This is a genomic window from Flavobacterium sp. SLB02, assembly GCF_009664855.1.
In the GTDB taxonomy this organism is placed as follows: domain Bacteria; phylum Bacteroidota; class Bacteroidia; order Flavobacteriales; family Flavobacteriaceae; genus Flavobacterium.
This window is the reverse complement of the sequence record NZ_CP045928.1, coordinates 1139049-1153565: the sequence shown is the minus strand read 5'-3', so window position 1 is coordinate 1153565 and position 14517 is coordinate 1139049. Positions and strand designations below refer to the sequence as shown.

Here is a 14517-nt window from a genome sequence, read left to right as displayed (position 1 = left end):
GAATTATCATTAAAATCGCTCCTGCACTTTCTTACCATTGTAATTAATAATCCTGGTGGTTCCATCTGGCATGACAAGGGTAAATTTTCTGCTGTTTAGCATTCCTTTATATTGTCCCTTTCTGTTGGAAATGGTTAACATTTTTGAGGCCTCATTCCAGGAAAATTCAATTTCGCAATACAATCCTTTCTCATAATTGTAATTGTCAAACTCATCCTCATAAAGCACAAAGGAGCCATCTTTACCCGGGTATACTTTTATCTCCAAGTTGTCCCATTTTTGCTGGGTTGCAAATTGCACTTTGGGACCTAAGGGAATAATTGATCCTTCCCTTACATAAAGAGGCAGCATGTCAATGGTGGTTTTTCGCTCAATTTGCTGACCGCCTTTAATTTTCTCATTGGTCCAGAAGTCATACCAATTTGTACCAGCAGGCAGATATACATTTCTGGACTTCTCAGCCCTGAAGTCTACTGTTGTTTTATCTGTATTTTTTTTATCTCCTTGCTGCTCCCAGCCCGTTGATTCGTTAACTTTTACTATTTTCTCGGGAGTATACTGTGCGTGGACCACCGGAGCTACCAAAATTGATTTGCCAAACATAAACTCATCTTTACTATCCCATCCTTTTTTATCGGTTGGAAAATCCATAAACAATGCCCGCATAAAACTCGAATCCTTATTGGTAACTTCCCATGATGTGGAATAAATATAAGGAAGAAGCGCATAACGAAGATTAATAAATTTCTCTATGGCATCATAGATCGGCTCACCTTTTATACCAAAATTATAAATCTCCCTTGGAACGTCTGTGCCATGAGAACGCATCATGGAATTAAAAGTACCAAACTGAATCCAACGCACATTGAGTTCCTGGTAAAGAGGATTTTGGGCTCCTGATTTCGCTTTCCATTCTTGCTTGTAGGCTCCTGCAAAAAAACCTCCTATATCTGAATTCCAATGCGGTATGCCTGTAAGGGTAAAATTCAGACCGGCCGGAATCTGATTGCGAAGGGTTTCCCAGCTCGAGCCCGTATCACCAGACCATGTATTGGCCCCGTAGCGCTGTTGGCCTGCAAAGGCAGATCGGGTTAAAATAAATACACGCTTCTCTGATGTGGTTTTGCGCTGATTCTCGTACACTCCACCTACAGTCATTAAAGGATATGCATTTCGCACTTTTCTAAAAGATCCCAGATAGGTCTTTGTATCATAATCTGCTGGTTTTGCCTCAAAGTGATCGGGTTCTGTGGAATCCATCCACCAGCCGTCAATTCCCTGAGAAAATAGTCCCTTATTGGCATATTTCCAGTAAATATCTCTCGCCTCAGGATTGTAAGGGTCATATACCCTAACCCCTGAGGGATAATCCGCATTTGGAGGCCATATCTCTGAACCAGATTCCGGCCAGGTTTTAATATTAAATAACATTCCCTTTTGATCCATTTCTTTATAAGGCTTTGTCTGCGGACCAAAGGAAGACCAAATCGAGATAATCATATGGGCATTAAGATCATGAACCTGATCCACCATTTTTTTGGGATCTGAATATTCCGGATTCAAAAACTCCATTGCATTCCATAGATAATTGTTGCCCCAATACTGCCAGTCTTGTATGATTCCATCAAGGGGTACTGATAACTCTCTATACTTTTTAACTACTTCTACCAATTCATTCTGACTTTTGTATCGCTCTTTACTCTGCCAAAAGCCATAGGTCCATAAAGGAAACATTGGTACTTGTCCAGTTAATTCGCGCATTTTTCCAATTACCCCATCTGCATTGCCTCCGTACATGAAATAATAGTCCACAGCATCTCCCACGATAGATTTAAACGAAGTTTGATTGGAGTCATCTGTAAATTCTGTTGGAGAATAGTTATCCCAATAAAGTCCGTAGCCTTTTATGGATTGAAAAAAAGTCACCGCATCATCCACATTACCCTGCTCGAGGTGATATTTTTGGTTCCTTTGGTTTAAATCTCCTCTTTGATGCTGTCCCAAACCATAAATAGGTTCCTCTTTATCTAAAATAAAAGATTGTGTCACTGTAAAGGTCTTTACTCCTGTATCATCAAAAGGTTCAAAATTGGTTCCTTGGGGTTTTTCTTTTAATAATTCATTTTCAAAGGCTGCAAATGCTACATCTCCTGAAACAGTATTTACACTAACGCTTAATTGATCTGACTTTAAAAAGATACTATTGCCACTAGTCTTGACACTAAAAGCAGTTTTAGAAGGCTTTAAAACTACCGAGAGACTTTCTTTTGAAAAATTCTTTACCGGAGATTTAATAACCCTGACAATAGAGGGGCTGTAAAACTGTATTTCTATGTTATGGCCATTGGCCATAGTGGTGATTCCCTGAATGGTTTTCTGGAATTTCTGCCCATTACTATGAAGGCAAAAAAGCAACACAGTGCATAAAGAGTAGATAATTTTCATTTCGATTGAGTTAAATAGTTATAGTCCAATAAAAATAACTTTTGTAATTTTTACCTCCTTTAAACTATGTTGAAATAATTATAACTCATGTTGAAATCAGAGAGAAATCTACTACAAAGTATTAATAATCAATACCTTAAAAAAATCAATTTATTACATGGAAAAATTTCACTCCCTGCTCTGGCTGGGTGTTTTACCAAAGGTATCATGAAAGCATTTGGTAAAATAAGAAATACTATTAAAACCTACCTGATCCGATACATCGGCAATGGTGAGTTTTTTATCCAATAATAATTCAGCTGCTTTTTTTAACCGCAGACTACGAATAAAATTGGTGGGAGAATGATCCGTAAGGGCCATAAGTTTTCGATATAAACCAGTACGGTCCATATTCATATCCTCACTGAACTTCTCTACGGTATAATCAGAATTTGACAAATTATCCAAAACACACTCAAAAGCGCGTTTTAAAAACTCCTGGTCAATGGGATTATCGGTCAAGGCATTTACTTGCACTTCCTTTTTATTGCTGAACATTTTTCTTCTGGTCTCGTTTATCTCCAGTAGTTTATCAATTCGCAGTACCAGCAAATTAATATCAAAGGGCTTTACCATATAGGCGTCGATTCCAGCGCTGTAACCTTCAAAGCGGGCCTCATCAGAGCTTCTTCCGGTAAGCATAATAATGGGAATGTGACTCACGGCGATCGTATTTCGAATCGATTGACTCAATTGCGGGCCATCCATTTGGGGCATCATCATATCTGTTACGATAAGATCCGGAAGATGCATAATGGCTTTCTTTAAACCTTCTTGCCCATCATGGGCTGTGATCACATTATAATACTTTTTCAATTCATCGAGCAGATACCCTCTAAAAATAATGTGATCCTCAACAATAAGTATATTTTTTCTTGCTGATTCTTTCCCTTCTTTAAAAGAGCTCAATTGTGTTTCTTTACCAACGGGTAATAGCACCTTAAAACAAGTTCCCTGCCCTGAGTTACTCTTTACCCTGACCCATCCGCCATGCATTGCTGCGTAATATTTCACCATGTAGAGTCCTATACCACTGCCGGCGGATCCCTTGTTTTGATTGTCCGCCTGATAGAAACGATTAAAAATATTATCTATCTCTATTGGAGAGATTCCAATGCCTGAATCTTCTACCAAAATGACCATAATTTTATCCTTACTCTCAATTACTGCCGAGAATTTAACCCAGCCGCCCGAGCCTGTAAATTTAAAAGCATTAGAAAGCAGGTTAATTACTATTCTGGTAATTTTTTGCCTGTCCAGATACAAATCATCGTTTTGCGGGTCGATATCCCAGGTAAAGTCAATTTCTTTTTCCTCTGCCAGTGGCTGGTAGGCTTTACACAATTCAGTGATAAATGAAAGACTATCATAAAAATTGCGATGTAATATTTCTTCTCCTGTATCTATTTTTTTAAAATCAAGCAACTGATTGACAGTATCCAGTAAAAGGTCGCTACTGGAGCTGATTTGCAGGAGTTCTTTTTTTATTTTCTGATCTTCCACCCTTGCAAGCAGCGATTTTAAGGGTGTTATGATAAGGGTAAGGGGGGTACGCAACTCATGACTCATATTGGTTATAAAATCAGACTTAGCCCTCTCTACGGCATAATCCTGCTGTTTTTTGCGCACCCGGGCATTACGCTTTAGAAGAGCCTTAGAAATTAAAGCAATCCCCAAACCTAATAATACCAAATAAAGTACTCTGGCAAGAGTGGTATTCCATATAGGAGGCTCGATGATAATTAAAAGATTTTTCACTCTTCCAGGCCAGTGTAGACCATCAGAGCTGGCCTTAACCATAAAAAGATAGCGACCCGGAGCTAAATTGGTATAACTGGCTTCCCCTACCCCTGAGACAGAATTCTCACTGCGCCAATTGGGGTCAATATGCTCGAGTTTATATCTGAAATACGTGCGGGATTCATTGATATAATTGAGTCCGGAAAACCCGATGCTAAAAAAGTTTTGATTGTGCTTCAGCCGTAAGGTATCGGTTGATGCGATGGCATTATTTAAAACAATCTCCTGGTTTATCATCTGGCCACTTGTCAAGTTTTTACCAAACAATTTGAAATTACATAATATGGGATTAAGCACATATTGAGTGTCTATGGCATGATTTCTCTCTAGATTATTCATACCGTCTATTCCCCCGATAAACAATCCGTTTTTTGAAGAAATAAGCGCTGAGCAGTCCGTAAATGGATATTCGAGCACTCCGGTAAATTTATCATAATTTACAATTCTAAAACTAAGTCCCTTTGCTGCTCTTTTTTTAATGATATGACTCACCCCGCGTGAGGTGGTAACCCAAAATGAACGATCAATGTCTTGCACTATCGCCTTAATGCTATTGTTTACTAAACCCTTATCGGTATTTAATTCATATAACTTTTGATTTTTATGGTCCCAAATGGTAAGGCCGTTATACGTCCCTAGCCACAAATCCTTCTCAGAGTCAGATAAAAGACAACTGTATTTATGATTCTTCTGGCTAAACATGGGCATTCTCTTATGCCCTTTTACCAAGGGCATGATAATTTTATCCCCTGCCATATCCATCATAAAAGGCCCATTGGAGCAAATACCAATCAATTGATTATTCCACTGGGTAATTTGAAATACATCGGGGGGAGAATGCATCAAAAAGGAAAGACCAAAAGACTCCAAAGATTTATTCCACTTGAAAATTCCAGTCTCAGTGCAGATATAAATTTCTCCCTGAGTACTTTGATAGGCGCAATTGGTCAATTGTTTTGTATATTGTTTTATAAGGCCATCTCTGCCCTGTACATATAGTCCCCTACTGGTGGAAATCCATATTTGACCCGCAGAATCCTTTAAGAGAGAATAACAATGCAATTGGGAGAGTACAACCTGGAATGATTTGGTATCATTGAGAGGAAGTTCGGCTATATAGAGCCCCTCACTGGTACCGATCAGCAATTTACCACCGGGAGTTTGTTCAAAACAATTGACCTGGAATTCCTTATTGTCCTTTAAGTTAAAATTACTTTTTTGATAATATTTAAAACGGGAACGATCCGGATGATGGTAATAAATCCCCTTGTTTAATGTTCCTATCCAAAGCCCTCCCTGATAATCAAATAAAACAGTACTTACCTCAGTCTTTATCTTGTTTTTCTCTTTTAAATTCAGCTCTGGATAAAACCTACCCAGAGTACTGCCCGATCTAAAGTTCCAAAGTCCTTTGCTGCAGCTAATGATAAAATCCCCATTCTTATTCGCGGCAAAAGTGTTAAGCCAATAAGTATGGCTTTGTAATAAGACCACTGACTCTTTGGTCTGGGTATTAAATCGGATCAATTGTCCTTTTGCGATTCCCGACCTGACAACATATAGATATTTACCGACCCTTGTGGTATGATTCCAATCATTAAAATCACCCAAAGCATCCTTTACAATAGATACTTTGTAAATCTCTTTTGAGGTCAAGCGGTCAAAACAACGCACTAATCCTGATTTATAAATTAAATATACCTTATTTTGATCGGCAACAAGATCATAAAGCAGTTCATCAGGGCTTCCCTTTATAAAAATGCTCTTTAAAAAGCAGACCACTTCTTTAGAATCCTGCTTGTAACAAAGCAGTTCGCCCAAGTCATTTACCACCCATATATCTTTTTTCTCATCAACAAATAAATCCACCGGAGTGCCTTTAAATCCTAAAAAACGCAGCGTTTTAATTGGATCGGCTTGGCTCCTTTCTTTAGAGAGATTAATCAGGCTGATCTCCCCTTTATGCTTGAGCCAAATTCGATTCTTCTCTGCATAACTGTGATGAAATCCCCTATAGGAGATAAGAGCAGCGGAATTATCATCGTCAATTTCTATTGTCTTAAAATCTGCTCCATCATATAAGTTAAGCATTCCCTCGGTAAAAACACCTATTCTCCCATCCTGGAGTTCAATAAAATTCCTGATTTTCTCTTCATTGAGCTGATGTCTGTTTTCCATTGCAGAGAATAAAAGATCTTGTGGGAAAACTTTACTACTGCAAGAAAAAAAGATGGCGCAAAGAAAAAAATATCCATGGGCAGAGACTCGCAAAATGCCGTTTTCTTTTCTCAGACTCTGCCACAAAAATTTAAATAATAATTTTGTCATTTATTTAAAGGTTGCATCTATAAAAAATACTAACATCGAGTTGTAAATATACTCTCTAATTTTAATAATGATATTATGGATCAAATGAACATCAGTTTTTTAATAGGTAGATAATTAAAATAGATGATTTTTCTTTCTAAATGGAAAATAGAAACTTTTATAAGAATAATAACCTTAGCTAATTTACCTTGGGGATAAATCAATATAAACTCAAGATGGGGACAAAATATTGTTTCTCACAAAAGAACTTATCAAGACAATTCAAGAATTAGAAAACTAGCCATTAAGATTAGAAACAGTATTTATGGTCTTTAGATTTTTCATACCTAAAACGATACATTTCGTACCTAATGCTTCATTAGATGCCAAATACGGATATTTTTGCTTTTAGTTTGCCTGCTGAATCTAAATTAAATAATTTATGAAAAAGCTATGGTTTCGAAAATTGCTATATGTTACATTAATATTGTTTGTCATTTTTATCGCTGCCTTTATATGGGCAGATAATGAATTAAATAAAGTCCTTGGCAGGTCAACAAAAGTTATAAATATTTCTTCAATACTAAGACCTGCTGAAACAACTCAAATAAAAAACGTCAATATACTTTCTGAGGATTGCAGCTATTTTATAAAAAATCAAGATGTAATAATAAAAAACGGCATAATAACTCAATTAGGTAAAAATCAACTACTCGATAGTACAGCTAGAATTATTGATGGTGAAAATAAGTTTCTTATTCCAGGTCTGGTCGATAGTCATGTTCATTTAAAAGAAAGCAAAAATGATTTGTTTTTATATCTGGTTAATGGCGTTACCTATGTTAGAGAAATGGCCGGAAGTCCTCTGATTTTAGAATGGAGAAAATCAATACAAAAAAATGGTATTGGACCCGGAATGTTTATTGCATCTCCTCCTATATTTAGTGAGAGTGGATTAGCGGGTTATTATTACAGTTGGACTAGGCAGGCCATTAATTATTCAAATACAAATGATGCTGAGAAAGCAATATCACAAATAAGTGAACAGGGCTACGATGCGGTTAAAATGTATGGTTTTGTAAATACCGAAATGTTCAAAACAACAATAGACATTGCTAAGAAGCATAATCTTAAAGTTATTGGTCACATACCATTAGTTAACTTAGAAACTTTTTATCAATCAGGTCAGGGTGAGATTGCTCATATCGAAGAAATAACTATAAAAACTATTGACGAATTTGGAAAATCAATATCTAAAAACCCGCAAGAGTACCTCAAATATTTAAAAAGGCACTCAAATCAAATTGCAAAAAGACTCAAAGAGAATAAAATTAGTGTTACGTCAACGGTTTGGTTATGCGAAAGTTTTCCAGAGCAAAGGTTTTACTTAAAATCAAAGCTTAAAGATATAAAACTACAGTATGTTAACCCGAAAATTATGGAAGGAACCATACTATATAAACTGGGATGGTTGCCAGGTACAAATGGATATGAATATGACGGGAAAAATAATTATGCTGCCAAAGAATTATCACGGACCTTTTGGAATACGTATGTCCAGGCAATTCATATCATGACAAAGGCATTAGCTGATAATAAAGTTACCATTATGGCAGGAACAGACAGCAATGTAGCAACTGTTGTGCCCGGGTTTTCACTTCACAGTGAGTTAGAATCTTTGTCTAAAGCTGGAATGACTAATTCTCAGGTATTATATTCAGCAACTGTTGCACCAGGTAACTGGATGAAAAGTAATACAGGAAAAATAAAAATAGGATATCATTCTGATTTAGTGCTATTGGCAGGAAATCCATTAGAAGATATCAAAAATACAAAGACTATTGAATGTGTGTTTTTTGATCAATATACGATCAATAAAATCCAAATTAAAACTATTTTAAAAGCTATAGAAGATGCAAACAATGAAAACAGAAATATAAAAATTGACCAATACTTATAATTTCAAAGGGAGCTTTTAAGGTCTTTAAAACTGATCTAAAGTCGTGTTTAATTTATTATATCCTGTTGTTTAAAATCTATTAAATAATGTCGTCCCTGTTTGATTAATCAAATAAGGGTAAATTCCATTAAGGTCTTAAATGCAAACAAACAACAACAGTTCAAGAACATCTTTTGAAAAATAAAACTTTTGATGTACTATAATTAGCATAGGAGCAAAAATGGATATCCCACTTATTAATCTGTGGACAGGGATTAAGTGTCGAGAAAAAACAATGCTGTAAAAGTTAAACAAAACCTTATTATTTTTGCTATGTATTATCTTCAACTATATATAGCTAAACAAATTATGATAAACTCAAAATATAAATTTATTTCTTTTTTAACGGTCCTCTTTATCTGCTTTACCATAGTTCATGCCAAGGCACAGACAGCGTCTTTTTACATCACTGTTCCTTTTGAGGAAGAAAATTACTTTACAAAAACAGTCTTTCCTTTCAATCCTGTATTTATCAAGAATAATAAAGTAAAAAGCATTGTCCTTAAAGATAAGGGCGAGTATGGCATAAATTATACTTATGATTTTAACCCAAAGGGCCAGATGGTGAGCATAACCAACATACGATACGAGAAAGAAAGTACAGATACCACCTTTTATACAAGATATTATTACAATCCAAAAGGGCTGATAGATAAAAAAGCAAGAATTGATTATCGAGATGGTGTGGTAAGGATTAGCTCTTATCAATATGATGAGAAAAACAGAATTGATAAAATCCTGATTTTTTCATTGAACTCCAAAATGCCCAATAGATCCCAAAATAGCGATTGGCTCGCGGAGTCTGTTCCTGGCTTAGACAAAATGGTCATAGGTGGTACCTTGCCAAATGAAAGCCTCTTCAATGAGATGATCACCCAAAACGAGTTTTCTTCATGGCAATATTGCCATTACATTGAAAATAAATTTGAAGTGGAAGAGCGTACAGAATACTTTGATTTTTTAAAGAAGAATGACAATGCGGATACCTGTTATCAAAAAAAGACTTATTACTATTTAAGCGGGCTCCCTGTTGCCTTGTTTCTTCATAATGGCTGTGCTGATAAGACTACTCCATCAGAATTATATCACTTCAATGAAGGCTTTCTTTCCACTCTTTCTGATTCACCAAACAACATGGAGCCTAAAAACGAACAATACAGTTATAATAAAGATAAGAATCTTGTGCTAATGGAGGATATATGGAGTGGGCAAAAAGTAAGCGAACTGATAATGTCTTATAACAAAAAAGGTTTTCTAAAAACAATACAAAGAAAATCCGACACAGCCAAGATGTCCCAATACTTTGAGGATCGCATCCTGGAGGTGACCTACCGCTTTTATTAAAGATTTCCTATCTTTAATAAAAACTAAAAAAAATACCTTTTTGAGTGAAATATCAATAAGAAAAATAATGATCCTTAACTTTGGGGAAATCTTAAAACAATAAATACAAATATCTTTATACCTTCCCTTTAAATAATCGATTATGTCTCTAAAGCGTGTTATTTATATTCTTTTGACTTGCTTATTATTTATATCCTGTAATAGTGATAATGATACTCCCATTGACAAGACTTCCCTTAACGACTCTGTTTTGATTGAAATAAATAAACTTAGAACAGCGGGATGTAAATGCGGAAACGATAATATGCCTGCTGTATCTGCATTGGTAAGCAATTCATTATTGACAAAAACAGCCTTCAATTATGCTAAAGATATGAGTGATCGTAATTATTTCTCCCATATATCACCTGAAGGGACAAGTCCTATACAAAGAGCAGCAGCTGTCGGATATACTGGAAAATATGTAGGCGAAGTAATTGCTCGCAATTACAGTACTTCTCTCCAGGTTGTAATGGGCTGGAAAAATAGCCAAGACCATTGCAAGGCTATGATGAGTAGTAATTATGTAGAAATGGGTGTGGGAAAATCAGGAAATATATGGGTTGTAAATTTAGGTAAGTAAACTAATTTTCTTCTGCAGCTTTGTTATTGCTATCTCACAACAAACATTTTTTTTTCTTCAACAAATAAATACAAAAAAAACAGATTTATTCTCACTATAATGAGAATAAGTCTGTTTTTATATTTTACAAATTATATTATTCTCATTTTTTTATTTTACATATAGTCTTTTTAACCATAACTTAAGAATATATTTGAATTTTAAAACGTTATAATCTGTTTTTTCTAATTATAATTTAAAAATACACTTACAGATCAACAAAAAACAAGATAAACACTTAATTATTAACAAATTAGCACAACTAATCATTTAACCTTAAATTAAAATCTCATGAAAAAAACAATTTTATTTGTAGTATTAAGCCTAATGTTTATGGGTTGCGAAACAAGTGAATTAAGCAATGAATCAGAAGTTAAAGCTGCATGGTCATCATCTGATCAATATGCTAGTTGGTCAAATGGCGGTTATACCGTTTATAATAACATATGGGGCTCTGGCGCAGCAAGCCAGTCCATATGGGCAAATAACTACAGTAATTGGGGTATTTGGGCAAACCACCCCAATTCAGCTGGTATTAAATCATACCCCAATTCAACCAAATATGTAGGTAAGGTGTTAAGTACAATCAATACTCTTACAACCAGCTTTAATGCAACTACCCCTAGTGGAGGAGCTTGGGTTTCAGCTTATGATCTTTGGGATAGCAATAAAGCCAATGAAATAATGCTGTGGTTAAATTACACCGGAAATTCCGATGGTTCGGGAAATGTAAAACCAATTTCTTATAATTATTCATCAACTGGCGCTTCTGTTCCGGTATACACAAACCAAAGCATAGGAGGACATACCTGGAATGTATTCCGTGGAAATAATGGATCTAATAATGTTTATTCATTTTTGCGTACAACAAAAACGAACAGTGGCACAATAGATGCAAAAGCAATATATAATTGGATAAAAAATAAAGGATGGTTTGGTAACGTTACTGTTGGAGACATACAATATGGATTTGAAATCTCATCCTGTTACGGTACAAACGGAAATGGATCAAACTTTACTTGTAATAGTTATTCTGTAACTAGTAATTAATCTATATAGATAAAAGCAATTTTAAACTCATTTGTTATTTAACGATATTTACACTAATTAATATCACATGGGGATGATCAATTTAAATTGAAAATCTCTGCTATATTGGTTCAACTATAGGGAGAAAGATGACGCATTTAAAGAGGGTATCAAAAAAGCTACCCTCTTTCTACTACTGCAATTTTATCATCAATATTATGATTATCTAATACCCTTTATTTTTTTATCGGCAGCTTTAATGTTTCAGTGGATCTGCGTTTGCTTTGCCTTAATTGTCTTTGCCCAGCTCTGATAGATTGGGAACCAGACACGATCTCCGTTGGAGCCATTGCAAAGCATCACAATACCGCTCTTGGTGGGTAAATGTAAAAACATTGCTGCACTCCAGCCTACGTTTTCTCCAGTATGTCCAATTGTTTGGAGACCTTCATAATTCATGAATCGGTATCCAAGACCGCTTTCTCCTTCATTGGAATATGGAAAAACAGGTTGCTCCATCAATTGTATTGTCTCTGGCCTTAAAACTTTATTTAACTCCCGAGAATCAGTTGTAATAGATAGCTCGGCAAAATGTGCTAAGTCCAGCACCGATGTTTGTAATCCTGCTGCTGCTTGTTCTGTAAATATTCTGTTTTTTATAGCATTTCCAAGCGTGTCGTACGCAGTTGCAGAATTCGCTTTCATGCCTTCGGTCCATTCATAAGAGGTATTAACTAATCCCAAAGGTTGGAATACATTTTTTTTCATATAGTCAGCAAATTTTTCCTTTGTTTTTTCTTCAAGAAATAATTGCGCCAGCGTGTAACCGCCACCAGAATAGTCCCACTTTGTTCCTGGCTCATTTTTAAGATGTACACTTTCTCCATTTCTTTTTGTTTTTCCGTTTAGGGATTCTTCTAAACTTAATAATTTGGTTCCTTGCTCAAAGCCGCCATATCCATGCACGGAGAGACCCGATGTATGGCTAAGAAGGCGTCGAAGTGTAACTTTTGATACATCGTATTGGGATTTAGGCAGTTGCCAACGGGTTAAAGATTGATTAATTGGCTCATCAAGTTGTACAAGACCTTTTTCAGTAAGTTGCATAAATCCCCAAGCGGATACAACCTTCGAAATTGAGCCAATATTAAAAATTGTTTGTGGTGTTATGGGTTTTTTAGTTGCCGCATCAGCATAACCGATGCATTGAATCGATATGATTTTTCCATTTTGAATAACAGCAACAGCTATACCGGGAACATTGTTCTTTCTGGTAAATTCTAATCCTAATTTTTGAATCTCTATAGATAATAAATCTGCTTTTATGTTTTTATTTTCTTTTGCTGCAGTCTTGTCACGTTTTGTTGAGCAAGCAAAAAGAATTGCAATACAACACGTGATAAGTAAATGATTAAGTTTACTGATGTTCATTTGAGTTATGTTTTTTAGATGTGTTGCAATATTTTGGCACGTTAATATTGCTACTTTTATATTTACAATTACATTTCGGGGCAGTCTTACAATACTACTAATTAAGCTGCCTTAATTTTTCCTAAGCAAATAACGTATAATTCATACCTTATTTAAAATTACTAGAATTATATATCCAAAATATAATATATTCAGATTCTGGGAGTAAGATAAATTTCCAAGATGTCAATGTTCGCATCCACCAGCAGCCTGCAGATGGAGGGCACCTGTTCGCAATTTTCGTATTTAATCTTTATGCATTCTTCCAACTCGAAGATTTCCATCTCAAAGTCAAAAAATAGCCTGGATACCTCTTTGTTACTTTCGGTTTTGACAACTATCCATCTTGGCTCATTTTTGTTTTTTCTCAAAATTACCGGATTTAGGATTAACTGCTGCATTTGTGGCTTCTTTATAGAGGAAGTGTTAACTTGAGCCCACTCTGACTTTCCAATTTTTGTCGAAAGCAAAATTACTCGATCGAAATGCCATTAAATTGTAAAAATGCGAATAGTAAGCAATTTTTTTTAAACGAGAGCAAGTAATTCGGTATGTTTATCCTTTCCGGGAAACATGGGATTGATAGCTAAAAAGTGCTTTCCTAATGCTACTCGCGTTACAGACCGATTCCATGTTCAAAAGCTAGCTACAGAGGCCCTGCAGGAAATCAGCATTAAATATCCTTGGGAAGTTATCGATCAGGAAAATGATGTTATCGAAAAAGCCAAAAAATCAAAAGTAAATTTTGAATCTAAAACACTTCAAATGGGATACCTTTAAACAATTACTAGCCAGAAGCCGCTATTTCTTGTACAAAACCAAATCTAAATGGACTTCAAAGCAAACAGAACGTGCTGCGTTACTATTTGAATTATATCCTGATTCAAAAAGATATAGTCTAACTCAAGAGCTCCGTAGTATCTTTGAGAATAAAAAAGACAAAATCATTGGTTTTGCAAAATTAGCCAAATGGCATGAAAAAGTAAATCAATCTGGATTTAAATCTTTCGATACAATTTCTCCTACCATTATGAATCATTATCAAACCATATTGAATTATTTTGACAACAGAAGCACAAATGCTTCTGCAGAATCATTCAATGCTAAAATAAAAGCATTCAGATGAAAATTCAGAGATATTAGAAATATAGAATACTTCCTTTTTAGACTAACTAATATTTATGTTTAATTTTTACTACTCCTGAGATTTTCGTGTTCATCCGTTATCACGGCTCGCTACATAACTGCAGTATTTTGTAAAACAAAAAATCCTCATCAAATAAATGATGAGGATTCTTAAAAGAAAGGCGACGACATACTCTCCCACATAACTGCAGTACCATCTGCGCAGGCGGGCTTAACTACTCTGTTCGGGATGGGAAGAGGTGAGCCCCGCCGCAATAACCACCTTAAGGTCGTTTTT

9 protein-coding genes and 1 rRNA gene are annotated in these 14517 nt (G+C 35.4%); 6 read left to right on the top strand and 4 right to left on the bottom strand.

Translation table 11 applies throughout. From position 1 onward, the window contains the following. Nucleotides 1–9: 9 nt before the first annotated feature. Nucleotides 10–2445, bottom strand: coding sequence for a TIM-barrel domain-containing protein (locus tag GIY83_RS04670; RefSeq protein ID WP_208685151.1), 2436 nt, complete (start codon nucleotides 2443–2445; stop codon nucleotides 10–12). A gap of 168 nt (nucleotides 2446–2613) precedes the next feature. Further along, nucleotides 2614–6612, bottom strand: a complete 3999-nt coding sequence (locus tag GIY83_RS04665; protein ID WP_208685149.1) for a hybrid sensor histidine kinase/response regulator transcription factor — start codon at nucleotides 6610–6612, stop codon at nucleotides 2614–2616. A 421-nt stretch (nucleotides 6613–7033) separates the two neighbouring features. Here GIY83_RS04665 and GIY83_RS04660 point away from each other — a divergent pair, with 421 nt between their 5' ends. The 4 genes from GIY83_RS04660 to GIY83_RS04645 all read left to right on the top strand — a co-directional run bounded on the left by GIY83_RS04660 (nucleotide 7034) and on the right by GIY83_RS04645 (nucleotide 11645). Beyond that, nucleotides 7034–8551 (top strand): amidohydrolase family protein, encoded by a 1518-nt coding sequence (locus tag GIY83_RS04660; protein ID WP_208685147.1) that lies wholly within the window; start codon nucleotides 7034–7036, stop codon nucleotides 8549–8551. Nucleotides 8552–8899: 348 nt separating this feature from the next. Then, nucleotides 8900–9934: a hypothetical protein gene (locus GIY83_RS04655; RefSeq protein WP_208685145.1), complete on the top strand. Its 1035-nt coding sequence runs from the start codon at nucleotides 8900–8902 to the stop codon at nucleotides 9932–9934. Between the two features lie 142 nt (nucleotides 9935–10076). Continuing rightward, complete coding sequence (locus GIY83_RS04650; RefSeq protein ID WP_208685143.1) at nucleotides 10077–10556, top strand: CAP domain-containing protein; 480 nt, start codon at nucleotides 10077–10079, stop codon at nucleotides 10554–10556. A gap of 330 nt (nucleotides 10557–10886) precedes the next feature. Next, nucleotides 10887–11645 carry a glycosyl hydrolase gene (locus tag GIY83_RS04645; protein ID WP_194620110.1) on the top strand — a complete coding sequence of 253 codons (759 nt, stop codon included), beginning with the start codon at nucleotides 10887–10889 and terminating at the stop codon, nucleotides 11643–11645. Between the two features lie 243 nt (nucleotides 11646–11888). Here the strand turns inward: GIY83_RS04645 and GIY83_RS04640 are convergent, their stop codons facing one another. Then, nucleotides 11889–13055, bottom strand: a complete 1167-nt coding sequence (locus GIY83_RS04640; RefSeq protein ID WP_208685141.1) for a serine hydrolase — start codon at nucleotides 13053–13055, stop codon at nucleotides 11889–11891. Nucleotides 13056–13667: 612 nt separating this feature from the next. Between GIY83_RS04640 and GIY83_RS04635 the strand changes: the two genes are divergently transcribed. Then, the gene (locus GIY83_RS04635) at nucleotides 13668–13874 is read left to right on the top strand and encodes a transposase (RefSeq protein WP_208685139.1); all 207 of its coding nucleotides are present in this window, start codon (nucleotides 13668–13670) and stop codon (nucleotides 13872–13874) included. After that, the gene (locus tag GIY83_RS04630) at nucleotides 13840–14220 is read left to right on the top strand and encodes a transposase (RefSeq protein ID WP_208685137.1); all 381 of its coding nucleotides are present in this window, start codon (nucleotides 13840–13842) and stop codon (nucleotides 14218–14220) included. The genes GIY83_RS04635 and GIY83_RS04630 overlap by 35 nt, the downstream gene beginning before the upstream one ends. A 176-nt stretch (nucleotides 14221–14396) precedes the next feature. Here GIY83_RS04630 and rrf read toward each other — a convergent pair. After that, a 5S ribosomal RNA gene (gene rrf, locus GIY83_RS04625) occupies nucleotides 14397–14506 on the bottom strand. Between the last annotated feature and the right edge of the window lie 11 nt (nucleotides 14507–14517).